The sequence below is a fragment of the Mesorhizobium sp. SEMIA396 genome (assembly GCF_024518615.1).
Classification (GTDB): domain Bacteria; phylum Pseudomonadota; class Alphaproteobacteria; order Rhizobiales; family Rhizobiaceae; genus Mesorhizobium.
The window spans coordinates 106,055-132,535 of the sequence record NZ_JANIFC010000002.1; the positions used below are offsets into that span (position 1 = coordinate 106,055).

Sequence of the window (26,481 nt, forward strand, 5' to 3'; positions counted from 1 at the left end):
TTCCGCATTGGCTCACCGCTGGCCGCGATCGAGTTCGGTGGAAGCGGTGCTGAGTGGATCGGACACGGCAAAGGCAGCGTCGAGTTGTGCGGGTGAACGCCGTTCGGTCCGCTTCCAGGCGACATATTGGACAATGCCGAAGCTTGGCCGTCGCGGCACCGTCTTCACGACTGGCATGCGGAAGCCGTCGCGGAAACGGGACCAGCGTGTGCCCAACGCTGTAACCATGTCCTCGAGAGTCGGCGGCGCGGCCACAGACGCATAGGTGATGGTGACATTGCCGGCGAGGCCGGCCTCGCGTGAAACCGGTAGCGGTATCGAGGCGAGATAGTCCGGCGGCACGTCGATAAGCCCACCGAACGGCCATTGCGCGCGCAGCGTGGCGGCGTCTGTCGGCGCGACATTCACGTCTATGTCGTTAGGCGTGCCGGCAACCCTGTAAGGGCAGCGGAAACGGCCGCAATTGGCTTGCGCCGAAAACTGCCACAGTGCGTAGCCTTGCCAGTTGCCCATCGGAAAATGCACGTCGATGTCCTTGGTGTAGCGCGCATACCAGAGCGGCAGCCGCGACAGGAGCCGGTATCGGTACCTGTTGTCGGCAATATGCTGGGCGGTCTTGCCGTTGGTGTACAGCACCGGGAAGCGGCCGATGCGCCGATGCACCTGGCGTACGAACTCCTCGGCATCGTCGAGCGACATCCATTGCGAGGGGTCATTGCCCTCGATGTCGAGAGCCATGAGATCGTCCGGCGCAGGCTCGGCGAAATCGAGGAAATTGTTGGCCTGCTCGACCGGATTGCCGGGACGGGCAAGGTGATAGGCGCCCCATTTCAGGCCGAGTGCCTTGGCCACCACCCGGCGCGTCTGGAACAGTTCGCGCGTCACCGCATGGCGTTTCCACAGCGCCTTGCAAAGCTTCACCTCAATGTCGTTGCCCAAGCAGAAATAGGGGGGCGGCACGCCGTCGGAGGCCTTGTTGATGAAGCCCACGATCCGCTTGTCGGTGGCGAGCTGGGCCCAGTCGATGGAATTATATTCGTAGGCATCGACGACCAGAGCGCGGTCGGCGTTCTTCCACGGCTCGGAGAAATCCGAGGCCGTTGCCGCCGTCGAAAGCGCCATCGTCGCCGCAAGAGCGAGGATCGCCAGCGCATGCCGGCCAAAAGTGTGCAGCGGTTTTGGGGCAACGACATGCGCAGGAAACAGAGGCTTGAAGGGTGTCGGTACGACACTCTTCAAGCGGCGAAGGAGGTGCGCCGTCCTTTTCAAAACAGGGAATCCCCGTTGACCAAAAACAAATCCTGAACGGCTATGGTTAAGGAAGTGCTTTCGGGGCTGGCCTCAGAAAAGCTGGCCACGCATCAGCCGCTAGAATTCAAACGGGTCAGGCGCCGGCTCTTGCCGCAGCGTGCCTTCGGCGGCGCGTTTGCGGTGGTGGGCGAGCGAGCATTGCGGCGAGCACAAAATGCCGCGATCCGACCAGTAGGCGGCACCATGGTCCAGTCTGCCCCCATGGTAGCAGAACCCCTCCGCTCGATAGGGCAGGCCGCATTCGATGCAGCGGTAGGCGTCGGGTCTGGCAAGCATAGGCGGTTCCGGTTGGCTGGTCTGATCCATCGCCGGTCGACTTGATCCGGCATGGGTTGAACTTAATACGCGCCGCCGCGATTGCAAAATCCGCGTGACAAAATTTGACGTTTACGTAAAAAGAAGATGGGAGACCGCTGATACGGCGGGTGGTTTTGCAGCGGCACCGGTTCTAGGGTTGGGCAGGCCGATGCAATCAGGAGGAGTGGGCGGCATGTATAGGGCACCGGTCGAGGATATCGCCTTCACGCTCAAGCACGTGGCCGGCATGAAGTCGGCGCTCGATGCCGGCACCTTCGGCGATCTCGGCGAGGACCTGGTCGATGCCGTTCTGGGTGAGGCCGGCCGTTTCGCCACCGAAGAGGTCGCACCGCTCTACACGATCGGCGATCGGCAGGGTGCGGTGCTGAAAGGCGGCGCCGTCACCACGCCGCCCGGCTGGAAGGAACTCTATCGCCGCTGGATCGATGGCGGCTGGAATGCGCTCTCGGGGCCTGAGGAATATGGCGGCCAGGCGCTGCCGACCATGCTCGGCGTGGCCGCGCTCGAAATGTGGAACTCCGCCGCCATGGCCTTCGGCATCGGCCCGACGCTGACCATGGGCGCGGTCGAGGCGCTCGACAAACACGCCTCCGAAGACCTCAAGGCCAAATATCTCGAAAAGCTCGTCTCCGGCGAGTGGATGGGCACGATGAACCTGACCGAGCCGCAAGCCGGCTCGGATCTCGCCGCCTTGCGCGCCCGCGCCGAGCCGGCGGGTGACGGCAGCTATCGCATCTTCGGCCAAAAAATCTTCATCACCTATGGCGAGCACGATTTCACCGACAACATCATCCATCTCGTGCTGGCAAGGCTGCCCGATGCGCCGGCCGGCACGCGCGGCATATCGTTGTTCCTGGTGCCGAAATTCCTGGTTGGCGACGATGGCGCGCTCGGTGCCCGCAACGACGTCTTCTGTTCCGGACTTGAGCATAAACTCGGAATCCATGCCTCGCCGACCTGCACCATGATCTATGGCGACGGCTTTGGAGGCGCCAAGCCCGGCGCCGTCGGCTGGCTGATCGGCGAGGAGAACAAGGGGCTCGCCTGCATGTTCACCATGATGAACAATGCGCGGCTTTGTGTCGGCATGCAGGGGGTGGCGGTCGCGGAAGCCGCAACGCAGAAGGCGATCGCCTATGCCAATGAGCGCCGGCAGGGCAAGGCCGCGAGCTACACTGGCACGGGTATGGCGCCTATCGTCCATCACCCCGATGTCCAGCGTAACCTGTTGACCATGAAGGCGCTGACCCAGACCGCACGCGCCATCAGCTATTCCTGTGCCCACGCCATCGACATGGCCCGTGTCTCCGCCGGTGACGAGGCGGCATACTGGCGCGATCGCGCCAATCTGCTGACGCCGCTGGCCAAGGCGTTCTCGACCGATATCGGCGTCGAGGTTGCCTCGCTCGGCCTCCAGGTTCATGGCGGCATGGGCTTCATCGAGGAGACGGGAGCGGCCGCCTTCTATCGCGATGCGCGCATCGCCCCGATTTACGAGGGCACCAACGGTATCCAGGCGATCGATCTGGTGATGCGCAAGCTGCCGCTCGGCGGTGGCGACCATGTGCATGGTTACATCGCCGAACTGGCTGATATGGCCGCAGCGGTGCGGACCTCGAACATGCAGGGTTTCGGCCGCACCGCCGCCGCTCTCGACGCGGCACTTGGCGATCTCAGCGAAGCGACCCGCTTCCTGCAAAAACTGACGGCCGATGGCCGATCGGAAGAGGCGCTGGCAGGCGCCACGCCCTATCTCAGGCTGATCTCGCTTGCCGCCGGCGGCGCCTATCTGGCGCGCGGTGCTCTTGCCGATCACAACCGCATAGCGCTTTGCCGTTTCTTTGCCGAAAACCTGCTCGGCGAGGTCAGCGCCTTGAGGGCGCGCGTCATTGATGGCGCCGAAAGCCTCGCCGCTGCCGGCAAGACGCTCGTCTCTGCCTGACGTTTCACAAGGAAAACACCGTGACAGACCATATCCTCGTCGAGCGCCAGGGCGCCATCCAGATCATCCGCATGAATCGGCCGGACAAGAAGAACGCGCTGACGCGCTCCATGTATGCGAAAATGTCAAAAACCCTGGCCGAGGGCGACGCCGACCCGGCCATCCGCGTCCATGTCTTTCTCGGCGTGCCCGGCGCCTTCTCCTCCGGCAACGACCTTGCCGACTTCATGGTCGTCGCCACCGGCGGCGACGGCGGCACCGAAGTCTGGGATTTCCTGATGGCGCTGGCCAAGGTCGAAAAACCCATGGTCTCCGGCGTCGACGGCATCGCGGTCGGCATCGGCACGACGCTCAACCTGCATTGCGACCTGACTTTCGCCACGCCACGCACCGTGTTCAGGACGCCTTTCGTCGACCTGGGCCTTGTGCCTGAAGCGGGATCGAGCCTGCTGGCACCGCGCATTCTGGGCCAGCAAGCCGCTTTCGCGCTGCTCGGTCTTGGCGAGGGTTTTTCGGCCGAGCGCGCCAAGGCCGCCGGCCTGATCTACGAGGTGGTCGAGGAAGCAGCGCTGGAGGCTTCGGTATTGGCGGCAGCCGGCCAGATCGCCGCCAAGCCACCACAGGCGCTGAAGATCGCGCGCAACCTGATGCGTGGTTCGCGCGACGATCTCGTCGCCCGCATCGGCGTGGAAAGCGAGCATTTTCGCGAGCGGCTGAAGTCCGATGAGGCGCGCGCCGCGCTCACCGCGTTCATGACGAGAAAGAAGGCCTGAGCCTCAGGGATAAAGCCGTGTCTTGTCCCAGCCGTCCTTCGCACTGCGCGTAAAAACGAGCCGGTCGTGCAGGCGGAACGGCCTGTCGTGCCAGAACTCGATGGTGCTGGGCACGATGCGGAAGCCGGACCAGTGCTTTGGCCGCGGGATCTCGCCGATCGGATAGCGTGCCGTGTATTCCGCCACCGCTTTCTCCAGCGCAAAGCGGCTTTCCAGCGGCCGCGATTGTTTCGAAGCCCAGGCGCCGATGCGGCTGCCGCGCGGCCGTGTCGCATAGTAGGCGTCGGCTTCGGCGTCGCTGACGATCTCCACCGGTCCGCGAATGCGCACCTGGCGGCGCAGCGACTTCCAATGGAAACACATCGCCGCCTTCATGCTGCCAAGAATCTCCTGGCCCTTGGCGCTCTCGAAATTCGTGTAGAAGACAAACCCGCTTTCATCGAACCCCTTGAGCAACACCATACGCACATCCGGCATGCCGTCGGCATCGACGGTCGCCAGAGCCACGCCGTTGGGGTCGTTCGGCTCGCTTTTCGTGGCGTCGTCCAGCCATGCGGCAAAGAGGCGAAACGGTTCGGCAGCCTCGGTAAAGTCACCGCTTGTTAACTCAGTGTCACTCATAGTTTTTCTCAAATTGTCACGAAGCCAAGATTCTTACAAAACCAAGATTCTTTACGAAGCAAGGGGGAGGCTGCCGATTGTCGCGTATCGCGCAAGCTTTTGACAGCAGGCAATGGAGCGTTATCGCTTCGGCCAGCGCGAAAGCCGCGATCGTGGCGCTCGCCTTGCCGCTTGCCGCGTGTGGCGCCGGCGGCTTCAGCCTGGAAAAAGCCGAAGTCGACCGCTCGATCCTGACCAGCAGCACGTCTGCTTCGGCCGCGCCGGCCAATTTGGATCGCGACTCCGACCAGACGACGATCGGCAATGCGGTTTCCTCGGCCGACATCGAGCAACTCGGCGGGCAGGCCGTGCCGTGGGCCAATGCCGGCACCGGCTCGCGCGGTTCCATCACCGATCTGGCGGAATTGAAGGACAACGGCCAGACCTGCCGCCGCTTCAAGGCCTCGCGCGAAAGCTTTGACGGCGTTGCCATGTTCGAAGGCGAACTGTGCCTGGCCAGCGCCGGCGGCTGGCGCATGCAGGACTTCAAGGCGCTCTGATTTTCCGCGTCTGATATGCTGCTCCAGCACTGGAATTTCTTCCTATGCGAGCGCATATAGGTGGCACAAGAGACTCAACTCTACTCCAGGGCAGTAAGCACATGCGCGACCCCTATGAGGTGCTGGGCGTTGCCAGGAACGCATCGGCCAAGGACATAAAGTCGGCGTATCGGAAACTCGCCAAGAAGCATCATCCGGACCAGAATCCGAATGATCCCAAGGCGAAGGACCGTTTTGCCGCGGCCAACCAGGCCTACGAGATCGTCGGCGACGAAAAGAATCGCGCCGCTTTCGATCGCGGCGAGATCGACGCCGACGGCAAGCCGCGATTCCAGGGCTTTGAAGGCGCTGCCGGTGGCGGCGATCCCTTTGGCGGCTTTCGTCGGCAACAGGGTCCGGGCGGTTCGCGGTTCGAATTCCGCTCCGGCCGACCGGGTGGCGATCCGTTCGACGGCAACAGCGACATCTTCAGCCAGATTTTTGGCGACACTTTTTCGGGCGCGCGCGGTCCCGGCACGGGCGATCGCCGCCAGCAGGCGACAGCAGCCGATCTGAACGTGACGCTCGATATCACCATCGAGGAAGCGGCGACCGCCGAAAAGGTGACGGCGATGTTCCCCGACGGCCGCAAGGTGGCGGTCAAGCTGCCGGCCTATGTCGAGGATGGTCAGACCATCCGCCTCAAGGGCCAAGGCGAGCAGGGGCCAGGCCAGCCAGGCGACGCGCTGGTCAAGATCCATCTGCGCCGACATCCACGCTACCGCATCGAGGGCCGCGACCTGCACGCCGATCTACCGGTGGTACTGGCGGATGCGGTGCTCGGCGCCAAGGTGCCGGTCGAGACGCCGACCGGCAGGCTCGCGGTCAACATTCCGGCCTGGTCGAGCTCCGACAAGGTCCTGCGGCTGAAGGGCAGAGGCCTGCCGGAAAAGGCCGGCGGCCACGGCGATCTCTACGCTCATGTGCGTATCATGCTGCCGGAAGGCGGCGACAGCGCGCTCGAAGCGCTGTTGCGCGGCCAAAAAGGCTGATCGGCGGCTTTTGTCCCCCGAACTGTCCGGTTTGGACGCTTGAAGGGGCTCTGTGCCTGTGCGATAGGGCAACCCACAAAGCTGAAATCTTGCGGAGAGCGCTCACATGGCGGGTGGACAGGGCCTAATGGCCGGCAAGCGCGGCCTCATTCTTGGCGTCGCCAACAATAGGTCGATCGCCTATGGCATCGCCAAGTCGTGCGTCGACCATGGCGCCGAGATCGCGCTGACCTATCAGGGCGAGGCGTTCAAGAAGCGCGTCGAGCCGCTGGCGGCGGAACTGGGCGCCTTTGTCGCCGGCCATTGCGACGTCACCGATCCGGCGAGCCTGGACGAGGTTTTCGCCAATGTCGCCAGGCACTGGGGCAAGCTTGATTTCCTCGTCCACGCCATCGCCTTCTCCGACAAGGATGAACTGACCGGCCGCTATGTCGAGACGACGCGCGACAATTTCCTGCGCACCATGGACATTTCGGTCTATTCCTTCACCACCATAGCCAAGCGCGCCGAGGCGCTGATGACCGATGGCGGCTCGTTGCTGACGCTGACCTACTACGGCGCCGAAAAAGTGATGCCGCACTACAACGTCATGGGTGTCGCCAAGGCGGCGCTCGAGGCCAGCGTGCGCTACCTGGCGGTCGACCTCGGCGCCAAGAAGATCCGCGTCAACGCCATCTCGGCCGGCCCGATCAAGACGTTGGCCGCCTCCGGCATCGGCGATTTCCGCTACATCCTGAAGTGGAACGAGTACAATTCGCCGCTGAAGCAGACGGTCACGCAGGAGGAAGTCGGCGATTCCGGCGTCTATTTCCTGTCCGACCTGTCGCGCGGCGTCACCGGTGAAGTGCATCACGTCGATTCGGGCTACCACGTCGTCGGCATGAAGGCGGTCGACGCGCCTGATATTTCGACGGTCAAGGACTAACGCCCGGCCAACCGTCGTCCGTCCCGATCCCGCACCGGAAGACCTGATGTACCCGCTGGTTTATATCGCGCGCCACGGCCAGACCGCGTGGAACGCCGAAATGCGACTTCAGGGGCAGGCCGATACCGATCTCAACGCTCTTGGCCGCGAACAGGCGACCGGCAACGGGCTTCGGCTAGCCGCGTTGGTCCCAAATCCCTGGGAATTCGATTTCCTCGCCAGTCCGATGAAACGGACGCGCGAAACGATGCAGCGTATTCGCGCCGCGATGAAGCTCGATCCGGATGCCTATCGAACCGATCCGCGCCTCGTCGAAGTCAATTTCGGCGATTGGCAGGGATTTACCTTTCCCGAGCTCGAGACAGGATATCCCGGAGCGAGCATGACGCGTGCTCTGGACAAGTGGAACTTTCAGCCGCCCGGCGAAGGTGCGGAGAGCTATCAGATGCTGCTCGAACGGGTGAGGCCATGCTTCGACGCGATCGAACGCCAGACGATATGCGTGACCCATGGCGGCGTCATGCGCACCTTGTTTCGCTTCGTTCTGGGGCTGGCCGAGGACGAGGCCGCGAACCTGGAAATACCGCAGGATCGCCTGCTCAAGCTCGAAGGCAAGAGTCTGGAGTGGCTTTAATGCATGTCGCCCAAAAGTGACCCCGGTTTTGGGAGAACGACATGCATAAAACAAAGACCTAAAGCGGGTCGCCTGAATCCGTTCAGACGCGACACGCTTTAGGCCATTGGCAGGCGGCTCGGCGAAAGCTGAACCGCAAACACAGCATTCAATTGAGGTTGGAAGCTCTAGTTGGCAGAGCTGTCCGGCAGTTCCATGTCGGTGACGATGTTTTCGCCATTGGTCACATCGTAGGCGATGACGATGTCCATGCCCGGCTTCAGCGCGTCGAGATCGGTCTCGGCGTTCAGCTTGTAGGACTTGCCGTCATCCAGCGTCAGCGTCGCCGTATCCTTGTCGATCTTCTTGATCAGGCCTTCGGTCTGGCCGGCGAAAGCGGCGGTGGAAAGCAGCAGCGTGGCGGCAATGGCGCCAATCAGGGTACGCATGATCGTTCCTCTTTATCATTGCGCCGGCATGGCGGCGGGCGTTCAACGGCGGATGGAGCAGAGCAGAAACCAACCGAATGTGTCAAAACTAAATCCGCCAGATCACAGTTTGACCCCTGTGAAAAACGCCAATAGAACGCAATCTTCAGCCGGCTCCGATGCCGGGCAGGGTCATTTCATGTCTCACAACACGTTCGGCCACCTTTTCCGCGTCACCACCTGGGGCGAAAGCCATGGCCCGTCGCTCGGTTGCGTGGTCGACGGCTGTCCGCCCGGCATCCGCTTCACTCGAGCAGACATCCAGGCCGAACTCGACAAGCGCCGGCCGGGGCAATCACGTTTCGTCACGCAGCGTCGCGAACCGGATGAAGTGAAGGTGCTGTCCGGCTTCATCTTCGACGAGGACGGCGAGACGATGATCACCACCGGCACGCCGGTGTCGATGCTGATCGAGAATGTCGACCAACGTTCAAAGGATTATGGCGAGATCGCCCGCCAATACCGGCCGGGCCATGCCGACTACACCTATGAGGTCAAATACGGCGTGCGCGATTATCGCGGCGGCGGCCGCTCCTCGGCCCGCGAGACGGCAGCCAGGGTGGCGGCCGGTGCCTTGGCGCGCAAGGTGGTTCCGGGCGTTGTGGTGCGCGGCGCGCTGGTGTCGATGGGCGAAAAATCCATAGACCGCGCCAACTGGAACTGGAATTTCATCGGCGATGCCGAAAATCCGTTCTTCACCCCCGATCCGGCCTCCGTACCCGTCTTCACCCAGTATCTCGACGGCATCCGCAAGGCGGGCTCCTCGGTCGGGGCGGTGATCGAAATCGTCGCCGACGGCGTTCCGCCAGGCCTCGGCGCGCCGATCTATGCCAAGCTCGATCAGGACATCGCCTCCGGCCTGATGTCGATCAACGCGGTCAAGGGCGTCGAGATCGGCAACGGCTTCGAGGCCGCCCGTATCACCGGCGAGCAGAATGCCGACGAGATGCGCATCGGCAATGACGGCAAGCCGGTGTTCCTGTCCAACAATGCGGGCGGCATCCTCGGTGGCATCTCGACCGGCCAGGCGATCGTCGCTCGTTTCGCCGTCAAGCCGACCTCCTCGATCCTGACGCCGCGAAAGTCGATCGACAAGGACGGCAGGGACGTCGAGATCATGACCAAGGGTCGCCACGACCCATGCGTCGGCATCCGCGCCGTGCCGATCGGCGAAGCAATGGTTGCCTGTGCGATCGCCGACCACTATCTGCGGCATCGGGGACAGACGGGAAGGGAATAGGGGAATAAGGGAATATGTTGCGCTCTTAGCGCGGCCGGCCAAATCTTTTTGCTTTTCCCTACTCCCGTACTGCCCTACTCCCTTATTCCCTGCGAGCAAAGCGAGCACTTATGCCTTACGACCAGAAGAAGATCGTCGAAGCCCTGCGTGCTTTCGAACGCGGCGAGATCGTCGTCGTCATGGATGATGACGGGCGCGAGAACGAAGGCGACCTGATCGTTGCCGCCGTCCACTGCACGCCCGAAAAGATGGCGTTCATCGTGCGCCACACCTCCGGCATCGTCTGCACGCCGATGCCGCGCGAAGAAGCCAAGCGGCTGAACCTTGCGCCGATGGTCGCCGACAACGATTCCGCCCATACCACCGCTTTCACCGTCAGCGTCGATTTCAAGCATGGCACCACGACGGGCATCTCGGCCGAAGATCGCACTTTGACCGTTCGAAATCTTGCCAACGGCAATGTCGGTGGCTCGGATTTCGTCCGCCCCGGCCACATCTTCCCGCTGATCGCGCGCGAAGGCGGCGTGCTGATGCGCTCCGGCCATACCGAAGCAGCGGTCGATCTGTGCAAGCTCGCCGGCCTGCCGCCGGTCGGCGTCATTTCCGAGCTGGTCAATGATGACGGCACCGTCAAGCGCGGCCCGCAGGTGCAGGCTTTCGCCGAGGAGCATGGGCTGAAGCAGGTTTCGGTTGCCGACCTCATCGCCTACCGGCAACGTAAGGAAACTCTGGTCGAACGCGTCGCTTGCTCGGAAATCGACACGCTCGGCGGCAAGGCACAGGTCTTCACCTACACGCTGCCGTGGGACTCCATGCACCACGTCGCCATCGTCTTCGGCGACATTCGTGACGGCGAGGAGGTCCCGGTGCGCCTGCATTCGGAGGATGTGGTGACCGATGTGTTCGGCACCAGCCACCGGCTCGACGCCATTATGAAGGCAATGGGCGAGCGCAGGCGCGGCGTCATCGTCTATCTCAGAGAAGGCTCCGTCGGCGTTGCGCATCAGGAGCGCAAACGACCGGCAAGCGGCGACCGCGAGGATCACGAAGAGGCCCGCCGCCGCGAAAACGAGTGGCGCGAGATCGGGCTCGGCGCGCAGATCCTCAAGGATCTCGGCATCTCCTCGATCAACCTGATCGCCTCGCGCGAACGCCACTATGTCGGCCTCGAAGGTTTTGGCATCCACATCGCCAAGACCGAGATCCTCTGAGCCTCCCGCCGATCCGGTTGCCGGAGAAGACGGATGAATGCGCCCCTGCCTTCCAGCCAGCGCAGCGAGCGGCTTTTGCTGCGCCGCCCGGCAGAGGCTGATCTGGATTTCCTGATCGATCTCTTTTCGCGCGGGGAGCTTGTTGCGCATCGACCCGACCCTGTTCCGGATAGAGCCCAGCAGAGCGCCGCGCGGCTGAGGCGCGACATCGGTCATTGGGACAAGCACGGCTTTGGCCGCTGGGCAGTCGAGGCGGATGGAAAGTTGATCGGCTTCGGCGGCGTCACGGTATCGGCGGATTTCGACGGTCTGAACCTGTCCCATCATCTTCATCCGGCGGCCTGGGGACATGGCTATGCCACGGAATTGGTGATGGAAGCACTGCGCACCGCGTTCGGCCCCTTGCGTGCCGATCGGGTTGTCGGCCTCGTCCGCCCCGCCAATCCGGCCTCGCGACGGGTGCTGGAGAAATGTGGCTTCGCCTTCGAAAAAGAGGTGATGCTGCGCGGGGCGCCAACGATACTTTTGGCATTGGCGCACCCGGGAAAAGCCAATATTTCAGGCCCGGCCGCCTAGAGCGGCGCGCCCGGTCCTAAAGCCCGGACGCGCCGGAACTATTCCGCGGCAATCGCGGCTGCTTCGCATCCGTCCATCTCGCACTCAGTCGTGGCAAGGCTGCGTTGGCCGAGCAGCACCGTGGCCAGTGCGATCGTGCCTGAAGCCACCGACACCCAGAACCCGCTCTTGGCGCCGAACGCATCCACCATCGCGCCGGCCGCGAACGAGCCCAGCGCCATGCCGATGCCGATGCCGGTCATGACCCAGGTGATGCCTTCGGTCAGCATCGCTTCCGGCACATGCCGCTCGATCAGGCCGAACGCGGTGATGAAGGTCGGCGAGATCGCCACACCGCTGATGAACACGGTCAGCGCCAGCAGTGGCACGGTGTCGGCGGTGAGCGGCAACAGCGTGCCGAGCGCGACGAGGGCGACTGCGATGGCCAGCTGGCGTTTCAGCGGCGCCTTCAGGCTGAGCGCGCCGACGATGATGCCGAGCACGAACGATCCCAGCGCATAAACGCCGATGACGAGGCTGGCGGCGCCCGGTTGGCCAAGCTCCTTGGTGATCGCCACGGTGGTCACTTCCGTCGTCGCGAAGGTTGCGCCGATGAAGATCAGGGCGAGGGTGATGATCTGAACCGGCCGCAGGCGGATCGCCGAGCCGCTTGAGTTATGGTCGACCGGCCGCACCCGGGGCTCGGTCGAGCGTTGCAGGATGAAGGCCGCTGATCCGAATGCGAGAAATAATGTGCTCACCAGAACGCCGGCTTCCGGGAACAGGGCGGCACTCAGGCCGACCGATAGCGATGCCCCGGCGATATAGACCAGTTCATCGGCCACGGACTCGAAGGCGAATGCGGTGTTCATCTGCGGCCGCCCCCGGAAAATCTCCGTCCAGCGCGCGCGCACCATCGCCGGTATGCTTGGCATGGCGGCGGCCAGCAGTGCCGATACGAACAGAGTCCAAACCGGCCAGTCCTGGTTGGCCGCCGCTATCAGGACCGCGAAAGCCAGCACCGCGATGATGGTGGTGGGCACCACGATTCGTGTCTGGCCCAGGCGGTCCACCAGTCTCGATATCTGCGGCGCGACGAAGGCGTTGGCCAGCGCGTATGTCGCCGAGACGGCTCCGGCCAGCCAGTATTCGCCACGCGTCTGCGACAGCATCGCCACGATGCCGATGGGCGCCATGGCGATCGGCAGGCGCGCCATGAAGCCGGCGGCCGCAAAGCCCTTGGCTCCCGGGGCACGAAAGATTTCCGCGTAGGGATTTTGCATCGGTTGGTTCCTCGACAAAGGACGATTGGACAATTACATACGGAGCGTATGATCATTAAATAGACCATACGTCGCGTATGTCAATTGGCATACGTTGCGTATGTGAATAGGGCCAGAAGCCATGCACAGACCCCGCAAGGAGATGATCGCCGAGACGCGCGCCAAGCTGATCGCGGCGGCCCGTCATGCCTTCGGCACAACAGGCTATGCGGAAGCCTCGATGGATGATTTCACCGCTTCGGCCGGGCTGACGCGCGGCGCGCTCTATCATCATTTCGGCGACAAAAAGGGGCTGCTGCAGGCGGTCATAGCCCAGATTGACGGCGAGATGGCGGCGCGCATCAATGAGGTCGCGTCGAGAGCGCCGACCCGTTGGCAGCATTTCGTCGACGAGTGCTCGACCTATATCGAGATGGCGCTGGAGCCGGAAATCCAGCGCATCATGTTCCGGGATGGCCCGGCCGTGCTGGGGGATCCAGCGCAATGGCCGAATTGCAGTGCGTGCATCGCTTCAATGACCGACCATCTGACCGCGCTGCAGGAGGAGGGGGTCGTTGTCTCCAGCCTCGACCCCGAGACGGCCTCGCGACTGATCAACGGAGCGAGCAGCCAGGCAGCGCAACGGATCGCCAATTCGAGCGACCCCGAAGCGACGTCGAAGAAGGTGGTGACGGCGTTCAAGCAACTGCTCGAAGGCCTGCTCAAGAAGCCGGACCCGCAGTCGAATTGAAGTTCCCACCGGAGCTTTCGTGCCGGCAGCTGTTCCCGATAGGAATTTTTTCTTGACTCGGTGACCTCAGCTAAGGTACATATTCGTCCATGGTGCTGATTTGCGCCAGTGACCCGCCGCACAGGCGGGTTTTTCGTTTGATGCTCCGTCAGCCTACGCGCCGGCGAAGGCTCCGAAGAAACCCGTTAGCCCGAATTCGTTGCCCTTTGGCGTCAGGGCCGGCAATTGACAATCGCCGGGTTGAGTCCATCCTCTTCCACCATCTCTGAGGCGGAGATTCGGGGCACATGTGGGATTTTGAGATCGGCCGGTCGGTGTCCATCATGATGCGGACCTGGCCGTTCATCGTCTTTCGCATGATCGTCTATTTCGGCATCACGCTGGCCTACATTATGGCGACGGGCACCGGCGCCTCGGTCGGCTATGGCGTCGGCCATATCTCCACTGATCCCGACGGGCCCATGTCCTTTGCCCTGTGGGGCGGCGTGGTCGGGTTTGGCCTCGTCTCGATCGCTGTGTATTGGATCCGCGAATACATCCTCTATGTCGTCAAGGCCGGCCACATCGCCGTCATGGTTCATCTGATCGACGGCCGCGACATTCCCGGCGTCAGGACCAGATCGCCTATGCCAGGGATATCGTGACCCAGCGTTTCGCCGAGGCCAACATCCTTTTCGTCGTCGACCAACTCGTCAAGGGCGCCATCCGCGCCATCACCGGCCTGCTCGGCGGCATCGCCGCCTTCCTGCCGATACCGGGCCTGAGCGGCCTGGTCTCCTTCATCAACACGGTGATCCGCCTGTCGCTGACCTATGTCGACGAGATCATCCTCGGCTACAACATCCGCATCAATTCAGCCTCGCCCTTCGAGACGGCGCGCCAGGGCGTCGTGCTCTATGCCCAGAACGGCAAGGTCATGGTCAAGAACGCCGTCTGGCTGGCGGTCATCATGTGGGGCGTGTCGTTCATCATCTTTCTGATGATGCTGGCGCCTGCCGGCGCGATTCTGTTCCTGATGCCTGGCCAGCTCGCCGGCTGGGCTTTTGTGCTCGCCATCGTCTTCGCCTGGGCATTCAAGGCGGCATTCATTGAACCCTTCGCCATCGCCTGCCTGATGCAGGTCTATTTCAAGACCATCGCGGGCCAGGTGCCGGATCCGGCCTGGGACGCCCGGCTGGCCGAGGCGTCGTCGAAGTTCAGGGAGCTCAAGGACAAGGCGCTCGCCTCCTTCGGCGGTTCGCGCTGGGCTACGGCCGGCGCCACACCCTGATCGGCCGGGCGGGTGATGTCTGGTGAGGCAGAAACGGTGTTGAGGCGCGCCACGGTGGATTTGAGCTGTGTCTCGCCTTGCCCGGAAAAGGTCTCGCTCATGATCAGCTCCGGCAGCGGCAGCCGCCGTCCCCAGCCATGCGTTTCAAGGTCCGGTTTGGGAGCGAACTCGGAAACACGGCCGACGCAGAGATAGGCGATCGGCGTTACGTGGTCCGGAATGGCCAACAGCCGCTTTAGCGCCTGCGCTTCGATGATGCTGACCCAGCCTACACCGACGCCCTCGGCACGCGCGGCCAGCCAGAAATTCTGCACCGCGCAGACGGTGCTGTAGAGATCCATCTCCGGATTGTGCCAGCGTCCCAGCGGCGAACCCTTCGAGCGCTGCCGGTCGCAGGTGATGCAGATGTTGAGCGCGCTTTCGCAGATGCCTTCCAGCTTGAGCTTGCGGTAGAGTTCCTGCCGCTCTTCGTCGATCGCCGGCAGTTCCTGCTCGCGCGCGGCCAGGAACAGGTCGCGCACCTCCGCCCGTCGCTCGATGTCACGAATGACAATGAAATTCCATGGCTGCATGAAGCCGACCGATGGCGCGTGATGGGCAGCAAGCAGCAGCCGCGCCAGCACGTCGTCATCGATCGCGGTGGGCAGGAAATGGCTGCGCACGTCGCGCCGTGTGAACATGGCGCGATAGACCGCATCGCGCGCACTCTGGTCAAATCCGTCGCCAACAGCAGCGGTCAGGTGTTCCGGCATCGCTTGTCCCCTTGCGATTGCAATTGATATCATCCGCCTGACCATGCGGATGACGATGCCTGCCAGGCCGGTCTTCTGGCTCGGGATCAACCCGCGTCCGGTGCCTTCCCGTCATCGACAGTGGCATTTACCGGCGCGGTCCCCCTCACAGCGTTGGGCACGCCACGGAATTCAACCGTGTTCCCGATTCTCCCGCTTGCGGCGGGCACCAGGCAGTACCAAAAACCTTACGCCGAAGTGCTGAGGACGCCAATGCTTGCAGCGACGCGAATGGACGCAGTCGCGATTTTCCCCAGTCATCGGCCGCCCGTGCATGGCCTTTGTCGATCCGGGTCACTAGATTAGGACGATGACCACCCGTCTCTACACCCATCCGATCTTCCTCGAGCATCTCACGCCGCCCGGACATCCCGAGCGGCCCGACCGCTTGCGTGCCATCGAGCGCGTGCTCGATGAGGAAGCCTTTGCCGGGCTCGATCGTATCCAGGCGCCGGAAGGCGACGAGGCCACCATCCTCTACGCGCATCCCGCCGATTTCGTCGCCCGCGTGCGCGCCGCCATTCCCGACGAGGGGATTGCCCGCATCGATGCCGACACCACTGCCAGTCCGAAGAGCTGGCAAGCGGCGATCACCGCGATCGGCGCCGCCAACGCCGCCGTCGATGACGTCTTTTCGGGCCGCGCCGACAACGTCTTCGTCGCCGCCCGGCCGCCCGGCCATCATGCCGAAAAGACCACGGCCATGGGCTTCTGCCTGTTCAACACGGCGGCGATCGCGGCGCGTTATGCGCAGAAGAAACACGGTGTCGAACGCGTTGCCATCGTCGACTGGGACGTGCATCACGGCAATGGCACGCAGGACATTTTCTGGGACGATCCGTCGGTGCTCTATTGCTCGACACACCAGATGCCGCTTTATCCCGGCACCGGAGCGAAGAACGAAACGGGCGCCGGCAACATCGTCAACGCGCCGCTGGCGCCGCAGACTGGCAGCGAGGTGTTTCGCGATGCCTTCCTGTCGCGCGTCCTGCCCGCGCTCGACAATTTCGCGCCCGACCTGATTATCATTTCGGCGGGGTTCGACGCGCACCACCGCGATCCGCTGGCCGAGATCAATCTGACCGAGGATGATTTCGATTGGGCGACCGGCCAACTGATGCAGCGCGCGGCACGCCACAGCGGCAACCGGCTCGTCAGCCTGCTCGAGGGCGGCTACGATCTGCAGGGATTGGCATTTTCGGTCGCCGCCCATGTCGGGCGACTGATGAAAGGATGAATGATGGCCGATGAGACCAACGAAGACGTCAAGGCGATGAGCTTCGAGCAGGCACTCGATGCGCTGGAGAAGATCGTCGATGATCTGGAGCGTGGCGACGTGCCGCTCGACCAGTCGATCAAGATCTATGAACGTGGCGAGGCGCTGAAGGCGCATTGCGACCGGCTGCTGAAGGCCGCCGAGGACAAGGTCGAGAAGATCAGGCTGTCGCGCGACGGCAAGCCGGTCGGAACGGAGCCGCTCGACGCGGATTGAGGCCCGGTCCGAACATAGGCTCGCCTCACCGGTTTTTGGACATGATCATGATCGAGGATATAACTCGTCCCGATTGAAACAGCTCAAGGACAAGAGGAGATACGGAAGCGATGTGCAGAAACATCAAGACCCTGTTCAATTTTGATCCGCCGGCAACCCCTGACGAGGTGCGCGACGCGGCTCTTCAGTTCGTCCGCAAGCTGAGCGGAACGACGCGACCCTCGAAGCAGAACCAGCACGCCTTCGACCATGCCGTCGAAGCCATCGCGGCCTCGGCGCGCGAACTGCTCGATTCCCTGGAAACCCATCAGCATCCGCGTAATCGCGAAGAGGTGGCGGCCAAGCTGCGGGCAAAGGCGGCGATCCGCTTTGCCTGACGCGGCCAGGCGGCCTTCGACGGCCGACAAGGAGAGTCCATGAGCTTCTTCCCCGGGAAAGACCCTGAGGCAGGCGACGCCTTTGCCAGCGACCAGATCGAATTGATGGTCATTCCGAACGCCAAGGACATCGGCGGTTTTCAGGTGCGCCGTGCCCTGCCGACGGCAAAAAGGCGGCTGGTCGGGCCGTTCATCTTCTTCGACCGCATGGGTCCTGCCATCCTGCGGGCCGGCCAGGCGCTCGACGTCCGTCCGCATCCGCATATCGGCCTGTCGACGGTCACCTATCTGTTCGACGGCAAGATCCGGCACCGCGATTCACTCGGCACCGAAATGGTCATTCAGCCCGGCGACGTGAATTTGATGACCGCTGGCCGCGGCATCGTCCATTCGGAGCGTACGCCGGAGGAACTGCGTGGCGCGCCGATGTCGGTATCCGGTCTGCAGACATGGCTGGCGCTGCCGGACGACAAGGAAGAGGTGGCACCGGTTTTCGAGAACACAGGAGCGCTCAGGCTTCCCGAGATCGATGCCGAAGGCGTCAACGGGCGCCTCATCATCGGCGATTTCCAGGGGTTGCGGTCGCCGGTCAGGGCCGACTCGGAGACGCTCTACGCCGACCTGCGCCTGGCGCCCGGCGCCAGCGTGAAAATCCCGGCCGATGCGGAAGAACGCGCCATTTACACGCTGGAGGGCGAGGTCTCGATTTCGGGCGATGTGTTCCCAGCCGAACGGCTGCTGGTGTTCCGTCCCGGTGACGAGATCGTCGTGTCGTCGCTGACCGGCGCGCATTTCATGCTGTTCGGCGGCGCCTCTCTTGGTTCGAAGCGTTATATCTGGTGGAATTTCGTCTCCTCATCGAAGGAGCGCATCGAACAGGCCAAGCAAGAATGGAAGGCGGGCCGCTTCGACATCGTTCCCGGAGACGAGGAAGAGTTCATCCCGCTGCCGGAAAGCTGATGCCCGTCGCCGGAAAGTGGCAGAACGAAATGCATAGACAAAAGACTAGGGCCTGATCCGCGTCACTGACACGCATTTACTTTCGCCGGCCGGCGGCCTATTCGCCCATCAACCGAAAGCCCGAGCACAGTGAACGCAACGCCGCATACGCCGCTTCTCGACAAGGTCCGCATCCCGGCCGACCTGCGCACGCTTGCGGAAAGTGAACTGCCGCAATTGGCGTCCGAGCTTCGCGCCGAGCTGGTCGACGCCGTCTCCCGCACGGGTGGTCATCTGGGCGCCGGGCTTGGCGTGGTCGAGCTGACAGTGGCGCTGCACTATGTCTTCAACACCCCCGATGACAGGCTGATCTGGGATGTCGGCCACCAGGCCTATCCGCACAAGATCCTGACCGGCCGCCGCGACCGTATCCGCACGCTGCGCCAGGAAGGCGGTCTGTCCGGCTTCACCCGCCGCGCCGAGAGCGAGTACGATCCCTTCGGCGCCGCCCACTCCTCGACATCGATATCGGCCGGCCTCGGCATGGCCGCCGCCCGCGATCTCTCCGGCGGCCGCAACAGCGTCATTGCCGTCATCGGCGATGGCGCCATGTCTGCCGGCATGGCCTATGAGGCGATGAACAATGCCGGTGCGCTCGATGCACGGCTGATCGTCATTCTCAATGACAACGACATGTCGATCGCGCCGCCGACCGGCGCGATGAGCGCCTATCTGGCGCGGCTGGCCTCCGGCAAGGCCTATATCGGCCTGCGCGATTTCGGCAAGAAACTGACGTCCTATCTCGGCAAGCGCGCGGATCGTGCGATCACAAGGGCGGTCGAGCATGCACGCGGCTATGTCACCGGCGGCACGCTGTTCGAGGAACTCGGCTTCTATCACATCGGCCCCATAGACGGCCACAATCTGGAGCACCTGATCCCGGTCCTGAAAAATGTCCGCGACAATGGCGAAGGCCCGGTGCTCATCCATGTCGTCACCCAGAAGGGCAAGGGCTATGCGCCGGCCGAAGCCGCCGCCGACAAATATCACGGCGTCAACAAGTTCGACGTCATCACCGGCGCGCAGGCCAAGGCGCCAGCCAACGCACCGGCCTACACCAAGGTGTTCGCCGAAAGCCTGGTCCAGGAGGGCCGCGAGGACGACCGCATCGTCGCCGTCACGGCCGCCATGCCGAGCGGCACCGGCCTCGACCTGTTCGGTGAAGCGTTCCCATCGCGCACCTTCGATGTCGGCATCGCCGAACAGCACGCGGTGACCTTCGCCGCCGGCCTTGCCACCGAAGGCTGCAAGCCGTTCGCGGCCATCTATTCCACCTTCCTGCAGCGCGCCTACGACCAGGTCGTCCACGACGTCGCTATTCAGAAATTGCCGGTGCGGTTTCCCATCGACCGCGCCGGTTTCGTCGGCGCCGATGGCGCGACCCATTGCGGCGCCTTCGACACCACCTTCCTGGCGACACTGCCGGGTTTCGTCGTCATGGCGGCCGCCGACGAGGCGGAGCTGCGCCACATGGTGCGCACCGCGGCGAGCTATGATGAGGGTCCGATCGCCTTCCGCTATCCGCGCGGCAATGGCGTCGGCGTCGACATGCCGGAGCGCGGCTCGGTTCTCGAAATCGGCAAGGGCCGCATCGTCAAGGAGGGTACCAAGGTTGCATTGCTGTCTTTCGGCACGCGGCTGCAGGATTGCCTGATCGCCGCGGAGGAGCTAGGTGCTGCCGGGCTGTCCACCACGGTCGCCGACGCCCGTTTCGCCAAGCCGCTCGACCAGGATCTGATCCGGCGGCTGGCCCGCTCGCATGAGGTGCTGGTGACGGTGGAGGAGGGCGCCGTCGGCGGCTTCGCCAGCCACGTGCTGCAGTTCCTTGCCCATGAGGGCCTGCTGGAAAGCGGCCTGAAGGTGCGTCCGCTGGTGCTGCCCGACGCGTTCAGCGACCACGCCAAGCCGGAAAAGATGTATGCCGATGCCGGGCTCGATGCCGCCGGCATCGTGCGCACCGTGTTCGTGGCACTCGGGCACACAGTCCACGCCCAGCGCGCCTGAATCCCAGCGCGCCTGAATCAAAGTCTCAAAGACTTGAATTAGTTTGCCGGCAAGCGATCTTAAGGCATTGTTTACGCTGCCATTTGGCGCTTTGCTTACCGTGTCTCTTGGCCGTTTTTCAATGGCGCCCTGCTAGATCGTGATCAGGCAGGGAGACAACAACAATGAAAACGCTTCTGTGCGGCGCAGCACTTTGCGCCGTTATCATCGCGCCGGCCACAGCCGAAACGCGCTATGACCGCAGCCTCGAAAAGGCGGCGATGGGCATCATCGCCGGCAAGATGGGCGACATCCGCGGCGGCTTTTCCTTCAAGCAGGTGCCGCAATTGGTGGTTCTGCCGGCCCCTGTTCCCGCGCCTGCGGGTGCCATCGAGCCTGCACGCGAGCAAGCTTCGGGCGGCCGTGAGGATGGCTTGTCTCCAGCCGTCGAGCGCCCGGTTTCGCGAACCGTATTCTGAGCTGAAGACAGCAAGCCTTGATCGGGATTGCCCGATCGTTTCGCGCTTGCCGCTGTGCAGGCGATCTAAAAAGCGTCGGCAATGCTACTCCGCCGCAACCAGCTCCGCTTGCTGCGCCGATTTCTCGGGGCGCCAGGATTGCGCCGCGTGGCGGGCGCGGTCTGCCAGGGCGGCTAGGCGTCCGCGCAGGTTTCGTCCACCCACCACCGACGACAAGATCACCGAATGCGTCGCAAAGCGGCGCTTGAAATCCTCGCCGCCGCAGAGAAAATCGATCGTGGTCAAGCCCCGGTCAAACGACCACTGGATGTAATCCATCATCAAGACCATCCCCGGCGAGGCCCGTTCGAAGGCCGGATCATAGGTGGTGACGAAAGCCATCATCGTTCCATGCTGCTCGAAATTGATCGAGATGGCGATGATCTCGTCTTCGCGTTCGAGCACGAAGATGCGCAGCAATCCAAGCTTGGCCAGAACGGATATGAGTGCCGCCAGCGCGGGGGAGCCTTCGTCGAAGAGGTCCGAAACGCGGCCGTGTTTTGCAAGCCACAACCGCTTCAGCGCGGCGACGCGCTCCAGCACCGGCTCGCGGGCTTCGTGTGCATCCATCAGGCGGAAACGCAGCGCGCCGCCTTCCTCCATGAATTTGTAGCCACGGCGATAGTTTTGCCGAGTTTTCTTCGACTGGCTTTCAAACCATTGTGCGCCGCGTTGCCCGGCGCCGGAAACTCGATAGCTGACCTCGCTGCGGTGGCTTGGCTGCAAGATATTGCTCTGGCCTGGGGCGGCGGGACCAAGCAGGGTCCGGAATCGGGCATCAGGCAACAGACGATTGAGGTAGGCAAGATCGAAGCCGCCATCGTCGAGGATATGTTGCCAGAGTTGCGGCAGGATCTGTGGCTCGGCATCGGGAGCAACCAGGACATCGCCATAGTCGCAGTGATCTTTCGCCGCCCATTCCAGCATACGGATGCCCGAGCGCCAGAAGGTCGCGAGCGCAATGACGGCCTCGAGACGCTCGCCGCTCCAGACCAGGCCGATCCTGAGACCGCGACGGTCCTGATGCGGTGTGGTGTGCCACCAGGCCGAGATCCAGTCGGGATGCTGGAAAACGAGGCCGCCGGCGCGTTGCCAGAGCGCTGCCCAGGCGGGCGCGATTTCTGCCAGTCGCGCTGGCGAGGTCGCAATTTCGATCCGGTGCGTTCGCGGCATCCGGAACACGGCGGGTCCGTTCATGGCTTCCCCCTTTGCGGCGATTGCTGTGGCTCGGGCTTGTCGGTGCGGAAATGTCTGGCGATCTGCCGCCACATCCGCTTCAGCGGCAGGACATAGAGGCCTGCGAGCGACTGGTAGTCGCGCACGTTGCGTTCGATCAAACCGAACTTGAAGTCCTCGTCGGGTCTCGGAACGCACAGGGTTCCGAAGAGCCGATCCCAGAACGAGAAGAGCAGCCCGAAGTTCTTGTCGTAGTGGCGCGGGTCGGTGCTGTGGTGCAGCTGATGCCAGTGCGGGCACAGGATCAGATTGTTCAACGGTCCAAACGAGATCTTGAAATGCGTGTGCCTGACGAAATCCATCATCAGGATGTTGCGTATGATGTAGACGTTGACGCCGAAGACCGTCAGCTCGACGAGGTTCAGCGACACCAGCGACCAGATGCCGAAGCAGATGCCGGGAATGACGCCGTCCCAGGCCCGGTTCATCAATTCGTCGAGCGGGTGGACGCGATCCTTGGTGATGCCGACCATCACCTCGGCCGAATGGTGAACCTTGTGCAGTTCCCACAGCACCGGGTAGCGGTGCTGGGCGACGTGATAGAGATAGTACGAAATGTCGTAGGCAAGCAGCATGGTGATGGTGAAGATCGTCACCGTCACCGGCCCTGCCGGTCCTTCGATCAGGGGCGGCTGGATCGCCAGCAGCGTGGAGAGCAACCAGTTCGTCGCATAGCCGACGGCGCTGACGAAGACGACGCCGGCGGGCAGCATGAGGAATGGCATCAGCGCCTTCCGCGTCACCCAGAACAAAAGGTCGGCTTTCGCCGAAGGGTGCGTGATGACCTCATGCGGGACTGCGAACTCGAAGAACTCTTTCCAGCTCTTTTTCTCGACCGTGCGCCAGTAGGCGACCAGGGCGCTGACCAAAGCAGTCAGCAACAGAAGTCCGGTCGCCAGCAGGCCGGCGCCGGAAATCCGGTCAAGAACCTTGTAGACGATATCGCTGGCCATTTCCAAGGTTGCCGCCTCTTCATCCGGCTTTTCCGGTCGTCGCGGTCATAACATTGAAGTCCTCAAGCAAATGCGATGAAAATTGGTTAAGAAATCATGAGGCTTTCTAGATTTTAGGCACTTATCGGCAGGCGACGAGACCTCATGCTTCGGCGGTCATCCGTCTCAACCGGCGCAACGATAGATATTCATAGGGTGGTCGGCGTGACGGAACGCCTCACCATCGCCGCAGTCCAATGTGCTGGGCGTGATGATGGGAACGTGAGACGAGATGCTTCCGGCCGGTGCTCTTGCCATCGTCATCGGCTTTCGCCATGAAGGCCGATGAATTCGCCTCTGCCAGCCAGCGCACGCCAGCGGCTCGACGACCTGCTCGTCCAGCGCGGGCTGTTTGCCAGCCGTTCACGTGCCCGCGACGCGGTCGAGCGTGGCACGGTGACCGTCGACGGCGTCATTGCGCGCAAGCCCGGCCAGAGCGTTTTGCCGCAATGCCTTGTTGCCATCGATGATCCGGCGCAAGGCTATGTGTCGCGCGCGGCACTCAAGCTGATCGGTGGGCTCGATCATTTCGGCCTCGACCCTGCCGGCTCTGAAGCGCTCGACATCGGCGCCTCGACCGGCGGCTTCACCCAGGTGTTGCTCGAGCGCGGCGTGGTCCATGTCACCGCGGTCGATGTCGGTCATGGCCAGATGCATCCTGATATCGGCGGCGACCCGCGTGTGACGGTGATCGAAGGACTGAACGCCCGCGACCTCGCCGTTGCCGATCTCAGCGGGCGTATTCCGGATTTCATCGTGTCCGACGTCAGCTTCATCTCGCTGAAACTGGCGCTGCCGCCGGCGCTTGATCTGGCGAAGGCTGGCGCCAAGGCCGTGTTTCTGGTCAAGCCGCAATTCGAGGCGGGCCGTGATGCGATCGGCAAGGGTGGTCTGTTGAAAGATCCCTACGACGCCTCCCGTGTCGCCGGCCTGCTGCAGGATTGGCTGGACTCCGTGCCAGGCTGGCGCTCGCTGGGGCTGCATTTGTCGCCGATCGAGGGCGGCGACGGCAATCGCGAATTCCTGCTCGGTGGGATCAAGGACCGATGAGCGCGCGCTTCAGCATCAGGAAACTTGGCGCTCAGGGCGACGGTGTCGCCGAGACCGAGACAGGCGATCTGTTCATTCCCTTCACACTGCCCGGTGAAACGGTCACCGCCGCGCGCGAAAGGGATCGCGCCATGCTGATGGCGGTGCTGGAAGCATCGCCGCAGCGCATCGATCCCGCCTGCCGCCATTTCACCGAATGCGGTGGTTGCGCGCTCCAGCATTTCGAAGCCGGAGCCTATCGCCAGTGGAAACGCGAAAAAGTGGCGCACATCCTGAAGGGCAAAGGCATCGATTGCGAGATCGGCGAACTGGTCGCCTGCGCGCCGCAGACGCGCCGCCGTGTCGTGCTGGCCGCCCGGCGCACCGATACAGGCATGCTGCTCGGCTTCCATCGCCATCTGTCGCCGGAGATCATAGCCATATCGGAATGCCCGATCTCGCTTCCTGAGATCGTCGCTTCGCTTGATCGCTTGAAGGCGCTTGCCGAATTGGTCTGCGCAACCACCAAATCGTTCCGGCTAGCGGTCACCGTGACCGGTTCGGGTCTCGATGTCGCGGTTCACGAATCCGGCAAGCTGGGGGAGCATCAGCGCCGCATCGCTGCCAATTTCGTCATGGCGCAGGGCTTTGCCAGGCTGTCCATCGATGACGAGATCATCATCGAGCCGAAAAAGCCTGTTGTCATGTTCGGCAGCGTCGCTGTCGCCTTGCCCCCGGGCGCGTTCCTGCAGGCAACCGAGGCCGCCGAACAGGCGATGGCCGATATCGTCGGCGGACATCTGAAGCGTGCCAAGAAGGTGGCGGATCTTTTCGCCGGCTGCGGCAGTTTTGCTCTGCGTCTGGCCGCGAAGTCGGAAGTTCATGCGGTGGAGGGCGATGCGGCAGCCCTTTCGGCCCTCGACCGTGGATCGCGTTTCGCCACTGGCTTGAAGCGGGTGACGGGTGAACGCCGCGACCTGTTCCGCCGGCCGTTGACGTTCAAGGAATTGAATGCCTTCGACGGTGTGGTGTTCGATCCGCCGCGCGCCGGCGCCGAGGACCAGTCGAAGCAGATCGCCCGCTCGGATGTGCCGTACGTCGCCGCGGTGTCCTGCAATCCGGTGACGCTCGCGCGAGATTTGCGCATCCTCATCGACGGCGGCTACATCCTGAAAAGCGTGACGCCGATCGACCAGTTCCTGTGGTCGCCGCATGTTGAGGCCGTGGCGTTGCTGGAGAAGCCGAAGCGGAGGCGGTAGGTCGCTTGTGCTTGAGTTGCGCGTGAATTGGGCCTATTTTGATACCGTACGCATCAAACTATGCTAGGTAATCGTCATGAACTCCGCAGCCCTCGAAGTTCCGGCGTCACGCTTTGGCGAGGAACGGTCGCCTTACCTTTCGGCAAGGCGTGTCGCGGAACAGCTTGGTGTCAACCTGACCGAATTGGCCGGCCTGATCGGGGTCGCGCGCAACACACTTGCCGCCAAGGCCGGCGCGCGCAAGGTCGACGCCGCCCTCAGCCCGATCGTCCGCATCCTGTCGATGGCCGGTGAAATGGCCGGCGGCGAGCAACGTGCGGCGATCTGGTTTAAGCACCAGCCGATCCCCGGCTGGGCGGGAAAGACCGCCTACGACCTGGTTCGCGAGGGCAAGACGGACAAGGTGCTGGCCTATCTGGAGGCCGTCCGCTCCGGCGTGTATGCCTGAGATCAGCCTGACCTTGTGGCGGGCCTTCGTACCGCGTTGGGCGCATCTGCCGCTTTCGGGCGAGGGCGCTGCCCACTTCGGCGGTCGCTGGAATCCAATTGGCGCTTCAACGATCTATGCGGCGCGCGAATTGTCCACCGCCTGGGCGGAGTACAATCAGGGCTTTGTCCAGCATCCGGCGTTAATTGCCCAACTTGAGCTCTCGGGCGCGCGCTTGGCCGATCTGACCGATGCCGCAATGCTGAGCGAATTGGCCATGACGGCGGGCATTCACCAATGCGAATGGCGAGACATGCTGGATCAGGGCCTTGTGCCCGAGACCCACAAGCTGCGGGATCGCCTGCTTGCCGATGGGGTGAACGGCGTGATCTATCCGTCCTTCATGTCGCCCGGCGGCACCTGCGTTGCGCTCTGGCGCTGGAACGAGGATGGCGCGCCGCGCCTGGAGGTCGTCGACCCCGACCGTCGTCTGCCGAAATCGCCGGCATCCTGGCTTTAGGGCAACTC

27 protein-coding genes, 2 pseudogenes and 1 riboswitch are annotated in these 26,481 nt (G+C 63.1%); of the genes and pseudogenes, 21 read left to right on the forward strand and 8 right to left on the reverse strand.

The features are described from left to right. Window positions 1-12 precede the first annotated feature (12 nt). Together NP503_RS05455 and NP503_RS05460 are read right to left on the reverse strand one after the other, a co-directional pair. Window positions 13-1,122, reverse strand: a complete 1,110-nt coding sequence (locus NP503_RS05455; protein WP_127302114.1) for a glycoside hydrolase family 25 protein — start codon at window positions 1,120-1,122, stop codon at window positions 13-15. A 246-nt stretch (window positions 1,123-1,368) separates the two neighbouring features. After that, window positions 1,369-1,587 (reverse strand): hypothetical protein, encoded by a 219-nt coding sequence (locus NP503_RS05460; RefSeq protein ID WP_013532811.1) that lies wholly within the window; start codon window positions 1,585-1,587, stop codon window positions 1,369-1,371. Window positions 1,588-1,801: 214 nt separating this feature from the next. Between NP503_RS05460 and NP503_RS05465 the strand changes: the two genes are divergently transcribed. Next, window positions 1,802-3,571, forward strand: a complete 1,770-nt coding sequence (locus tag NP503_RS05465; RefSeq protein ID WP_127270343.1) for an acyl-CoA dehydrogenase — start codon at window positions 1,802-1,804, stop codon at window positions 3,569-3,571. Between the two features lie 20 nt (window positions 3,572-3,591). Further along, window positions 3,592-4,344: a crotonase/enoyl-CoA hydratase family protein gene (locus NP503_RS05470; RefSeq protein WP_127270336.1), complete on the forward strand. Its 753-nt coding sequence runs from the start codon at window positions 3,592-3,594 to the stop codon at window positions 4,342-4,344. A gap of 3 nt (window positions 4,345-4,347) precedes the next feature. Here the strand turns inward: NP503_RS05470 and pdxH are convergent, their stop codons facing one another. Then, window positions 4,348-4,965, reverse strand: a complete 618-nt coding sequence (pdxH, locus tag NP503_RS05475) for a pyridoxamine 5'-phosphate oxidase (protein ID WP_127270335.1) — start codon at window positions 4,963-4,965, stop codon at window positions 4,348-4,350. 77 nt (window positions 4,966-5,042) lie between these two features. On the opposite strand from pdxH, the gene NP503_RS05480 reads away from it, so the two are divergent. The 4 genes from NP503_RS05480 to NP503_RS05495 all read left to right on the forward strand — a co-directional run bounded on the left by NP503_RS05480 (window position 5,043) and on the right by NP503_RS05495 (window position 8,094). Further along, window positions 5,043-5,504 carry an RT0821/Lpp0805 family surface protein gene (locus NP503_RS05480; protein WP_127270334.1) on the forward strand — a complete coding sequence of 154 codons (462 nt, stop codon included), beginning with the start codon at window positions 5,043-5,045 and terminating at the stop codon, window positions 5,502-5,504. A 101-nt stretch (window positions 5,505-5,605) separates the two neighbouring features. Continuing rightward, the gene (locus tag NP503_RS05485) at window positions 5,606-6,535 is read left to right on the forward strand and encodes a DnaJ C-terminal domain-containing protein (RefSeq protein ID WP_127270333.1); all 930 of its coding nucleotides are present in this window, start codon (window positions 5,606-5,608) and stop codon (window positions 6,533-6,535) included. 106 nt (window positions 6,536-6,641) lie between these two features. After that, entirely contained in the window at window positions 6,642-7,460 is an 819-nt protein-coding gene (fabI, locus tag NP503_RS05490; RefSeq protein ID WP_127268175.1) for an enoyl-ACP reductase FabI, read from the forward strand. A gap of 46 nt (window positions 7,461-7,506) precedes the next feature. Beyond that, a complete protein-coding gene (locus NP503_RS05495) occupies window positions 7,507-8,094 on the forward strand; it encodes a histidine phosphatase family protein (protein ID WP_127268176.1) in 588 nt (195 codons plus the stop codon). 167 nt (window positions 8,095-8,261) lie between these two features. Here NP503_RS05495 and NP503_RS05500 read toward each other — a convergent pair whose 3' ends face one another. Beyond that, complete coding sequence (locus tag NP503_RS05500; RefSeq protein WP_027035965.1) at window positions 8,262-8,522, reverse strand: DUF1344 domain-containing protein; 261 nt, start codon at window positions 8,520-8,522, stop codon at window positions 8,262-8,264. 178 nt (window positions 8,523-8,700) lie between these two features. Here NP503_RS05500 and aroC point away from each other — a divergent pair, with 178 nt between their 5' ends. The 3 genes from aroC (at window position 8,701) to NP503_RS05515 (ending at window position 11,588) form a co-directional block, all read left to right on the forward strand. Further along, on the forward strand, window positions 8,701-9,801 hold the full coding sequence (gene aroC / locus NP503_RS05505) for a chorismate synthase (protein WP_127268177.1): 1,101 nt from the start codon (window positions 8,701-8,703) through the stop codon (window positions 9,799-9,801). 110 nt (window positions 9,802-9,911) lie between these two features. Further along, window positions 9,912-11,012 (forward strand): 3,4-dihydroxy-2-butanone-4-phosphate synthase, encoded by a 1,101-nt coding sequence (gene ribB / locus NP503_RS05510; RefSeq protein WP_127268178.1) that lies wholly within the window; start codon window positions 9,912-9,914, stop codon window positions 11,010-11,012. 33 nt (window positions 11,013-11,045) lie between these two features. Beyond that, window positions 11,046-11,588: a GNAT family N-acetyltransferase gene (locus NP503_RS05515; protein WP_127268179.1), complete on the forward strand. Its 543-nt coding sequence runs from the start codon at window positions 11,046-11,048 to the stop codon at window positions 11,586-11,588. Window positions 11,589-11,626: 38 nt separating this feature from the next. Here NP503_RS05515 and NP503_RS05520 read toward each other — a convergent pair whose 3' ends face one another. After that, window positions 11,627-12,850, reverse strand: a complete 1,224-nt coding sequence (locus NP503_RS05520; protein ID WP_127268180.1) for an MFS transporter — start codon at window positions 12,848-12,850, stop codon at window positions 11,627-11,629. A gap of 121 nt (window positions 12,851-12,971) precedes the next feature. On the opposite strand from NP503_RS05520, the gene NP503_RS05525 reads away from it, so the two are divergent. After that, window positions 12,972-13,580 carry a TetR/AcrR family transcriptional regulator gene (locus tag NP503_RS05525; RefSeq protein ID WP_127268181.1) on the forward strand — a complete coding sequence of 203 codons (609 nt, stop codon included), beginning with the start codon at window positions 12,972-12,974 and terminating at the stop codon, window positions 13,578-13,580. 287 nt (window positions 13,581-13,867) lie between these two features. Beyond that, a pseudogene (locus NP503_RS05530) lies at window positions 13,868-14,850 on the forward strand (hypothetical protein). 122 nt (window positions 14,851-14,972) lie between these two features. Here NP503_RS05530 and bluB read toward each other — a convergent pair. After that, a pseudogene (gene bluB / locus NP503_RS05535) lies at window positions 14,973-15,647 on the reverse strand (5,6-dimethylbenzimidazole synthase); the annotation flags it as partial. A gap of 2 nt (window positions 15,648-15,649) precedes the next feature. Beyond that, window positions 15,650-15,830, reverse strand: a riboswitch (cobalamin riboswitch). A 121-nt stretch (window positions 15,831-15,951) separates the two neighbouring features. On the opposite strand from bluB, the gene NP503_RS05540 reads away from it, so the two are divergent. The 6 genes from NP503_RS05540 to NP503_RS05565 all read left to right on the forward strand — a co-directional run bounded on the left by NP503_RS05540 (window position 15,952) and on the right by NP503_RS05565 (window position 20,971). Then, window positions 15,952-16,878: a histone deacetylase family protein gene (locus tag NP503_RS05540; RefSeq protein WP_127270331.1), complete on the forward strand. Its 927-nt coding sequence runs from the start codon at window positions 15,952-15,954 to the stop codon at window positions 16,876-16,878. A gap of 3 nt (window positions 16,879-16,881) precedes the next feature. Beyond that, on the forward strand, window positions 16,882-17,133 hold the full coding sequence (locus tag NP503_RS05545) for an exodeoxyribonuclease VII small subunit (RefSeq protein ID WP_127268720.1): 252 nt from the start codon (window positions 16,882-16,884) through the stop codon (window positions 17,131-17,133). 110 nt (window positions 17,134-17,243) lie between these two features. Next, entirely contained in the window at window positions 17,244-17,510 is a 267-nt protein-coding gene (locus tag NP503_RS05550) for a DUF2277 domain-containing protein (protein WP_127268719.1), read from the forward strand. Between the two features lie 39 nt (window positions 17,511-17,549). Then, window positions 17,550-18,470: a pirin family protein gene (locus NP503_RS05555; protein ID WP_127270330.1), complete on the forward strand. Its 921-nt coding sequence runs from the start codon at window positions 17,550-17,552 to the stop codon at window positions 18,468-18,470. Between the two features lie 129 nt (window positions 18,471-18,599). Further along, window positions 18,600-20,513 (forward strand): 1-deoxy-D-xylulose-5-phosphate synthase, encoded by a 1,914-nt coding sequence (gene dxs, locus NP503_RS05560; protein ID WP_127268718.1) that lies wholly within the window; start codon window positions 18,600-18,602, stop codon window positions 20,511-20,513. Window positions 20,514-20,677: 164 nt separating this feature from the next. Continuing rightward, the gene (locus NP503_RS05565; protein WP_127268717.1) at window positions 20,678-20,971 is read left to right on the forward strand and encodes a hypothetical protein; all 294 of its coding nucleotides are present in this window, start codon (window positions 20,678-20,680) and stop codon (window positions 20,969-20,971) included. Window positions 20,972-21,055: 84 nt separating this feature from the next. Here the strand turns inward: NP503_RS05565 and NP503_RS05570 are convergent, their stop codons facing one another. Next, the gene (locus NP503_RS05570) at window positions 21,056-21,937 is read right to left on the reverse strand and encodes a GNAT family N-acetyltransferase (RefSeq protein ID WP_236382844.1); all 882 of its coding nucleotides are present in this window, start codon (window positions 21,935-21,937) and stop codon (window positions 21,056-21,058) included. Window positions 21,938-22,203: 266 nt separating this feature from the next. Further along, on the reverse strand, window positions 22,204-23,199 hold the full coding sequence (locus NP503_RS05575) for a sterol desaturase family protein (protein ID WP_164748752.1): 996 nt from the start codon (window positions 23,197-23,199) through the stop codon (window positions 22,204-22,206). Window positions 23,200-23,523: 324 nt separating this feature from the next. Between NP503_RS05575 and NP503_RS05580 the strand changes: the two genes are divergently transcribed. From NP503_RS05580 to NP503_RS05595, 4 genes are all read left to right on the forward strand, one after another. Then, window positions 23,524-24,288: a TlyA family RNA methyltransferase gene (locus NP503_RS05580; protein WP_127270328.1), complete on the forward strand. Its 765-nt coding sequence runs from the start codon at window positions 23,524-23,526 to the stop codon at window positions 24,286-24,288. Then, on the forward strand, window positions 24,285-25,526 hold the full coding sequence (locus tag NP503_RS05585; RefSeq protein WP_127270327.1) for a class I SAM-dependent RNA methyltransferase: 1,242 nt from the start codon (window positions 24,285-24,287) through the stop codon (window positions 25,524-25,526). The genes NP503_RS05580 and NP503_RS05585 overlap by 4 nt, the downstream gene beginning before the upstream one ends. A 76-nt stretch (window positions 25,527-25,602) precedes the next feature. Continuing rightward, window positions 25,603-25,974, forward strand: coding sequence for an antitoxin Xre/MbcA/ParS toxin-binding domain-containing protein (locus NP503_RS05590; protein WP_127270326.1), 372 nt, complete (start codon window positions 25,603-25,605; stop codon window positions 25,972-25,974). After that, window positions 25,967-26,473 carry an RES family NAD+ phosphorylase gene (locus NP503_RS05595; RefSeq protein ID WP_127270325.1) on the forward strand — a complete coding sequence of 169 codons (507 nt, stop codon included), beginning with the start codon at window positions 25,967-25,969 and terminating at the stop codon, window positions 26,471-26,473. Before NP503_RS05590 ends, NP503_RS05595 begins: the two co-directional genes overlap by 8 nt. Window positions 26,474-26,481: the final 8 nt, after the last annotated feature.

Coding starts and splice junctions, on each gene's coding strand:
- ribB (WP_127268178.1), top strand. CDS start 9,912: ATGCCTTACGACCAGAAGAAGATCGTCGAAGCCCTGCGTGCTTTCGAA.
- NP503_RS05595 (WP_127270325.1), top strand. CDS start 25,967: ATGCCTGAGATCAGCCTGACCTTGTGGCGGGCCTTCGTACCGCGTTGG.
- NP503_RS05585 (WP_127270327.1), top strand. CDS start 24,285: ATGAGCGCGCGCTTCAGCATCAGGAAACTTGGCGCTCAGGGCGACGGT.
- NP503_RS05575 (WP_164748752.1), bottom strand. CDS start 23,199: ATGGCCAGCGATATCGTCTACAAGGTTCTTGACCGGATTTCCGGCGCC.
- aroC (WP_127268177.1), top strand. CDS start 8,701: ATGTCTCACAACACGTTCGGCCACCTTTTCCGCGTCACCACCTGGGGC.
- NP503_RS05565 (WP_127268717.1), top strand. CDS start 20,678: ATGAAAACGCTTCTGTGCGGCGCAGCACTTTGCGCCGTTATCATCGCG.
- NP503_RS05590 (WP_127270326.1), top strand. CDS start 25,603: ATGAACTCCGCAGCCCTCGAAGTTCCGGCGTCACGCTTTGGCGAGGAA.
- NP503_RS05525 (WP_127268181.1), top strand. CDS start 12,972: ATGCACAGACCCCGCAAGGAGATGATCGCCGAGACGCGCGCCAAGCTG.
- NP503_RS05555 (WP_127270330.1), top strand. CDS start 17,550: ATGAGCTTCTTCCCCGGGAAAGACCCTGAGGCAGGCGACGCCTTTGCC.
- NP503_RS05495 (WP_127268176.1), top strand. CDS start 7,507: ATGTACCCGCTGGTTTATATCGCGCGCCACGGCCAGACCGCGTGGAAC.
- NP503_RS05515 (WP_127268179.1), top strand. CDS start 11,046: ATGAATGCGCCCCTGCCTTCCAGCCAGCGCAGCGAGCGGCTTTTGCTG.
- NP503_RS05580 (WP_127270328.1), top strand. CDS start 23,524: ATGAATTCGCCTCTGCCAGCCAGCGCACGCCAGCGGCTCGACGACCTG.
- pdxH (WP_127270335.1), bottom strand. CDS start 4,965: ATGAGTGACACTGAGTTAACAAGCGGTGACTTTACCGAGGCTGCCGAA.
- NP503_RS05455 (WP_127302114.1), bottom strand. CDS start 1,122: ATGGCGCTTTCGACGGCGGCAACGGCCTCGGATTTCTCCGAGCCGTGG.
- NP503_RS05545 (WP_127268720.1), top strand. CDS start 16,882: ATGGCCGATGAGACCAACGAAGACGTCAAGGCGATGAGCTTCGAGCAG.
- NP503_RS05570 (WP_236382844.1), bottom strand. CDS start 21,937: ATGCTGGAATGGGCGGCGAAAGATCACTGCGACTATGGCGATGTCCTG.
- NP503_RS05540 (WP_127270331.1), top strand. CDS start 15,952: ATGACCACCCGTCTCTACACCCATCCGATCTTCCTCGAGCATCTCACG.
- NP503_RS05500 (WP_027035965.1), bottom strand. CDS start 8,522: ATGCGTACCCTGATTGGCGCCATTGCCGCCACGCTGCTGCTTTCCACC.
- NP503_RS05465 (WP_127270343.1), top strand. CDS start 1,802: ATGTATAGGGCACCGGTCGAGGATATCGCCTTCACGCTCAAGCACGTG.
- NP503_RS05520 (WP_127268180.1), bottom strand. CDS start 12,850: ATGCAAAATCCCTACGCGGAAATCTTTCGTGCCCCGGGAGCCAAGGGC.
- NP503_RS05460 (WP_013532811.1), bottom strand. CDS start 1,587: ATGCTTGCCAGACCCGACGCCTACCGCTGCATCGAATGCGGCCTGCCC.
- NP503_RS05485 (WP_127270333.1), top strand. CDS start 5,606: ATGCGCGACCCCTATGAGGTGCTGGGCGTTGCCAGGAACGCATCGGCC.
- fabI (WP_127268175.1), top strand. CDS start 6,642: ATGGCGGGTGGACAGGGCCTAATGGCCGGCAAGCGCGGCCTCATTCTT.
- NP503_RS05550 (WP_127268719.1), top strand. CDS start 17,244: ATGTGCAGAAACATCAAGACCCTGTTCAATTTTGATCCGCCGGCAACC.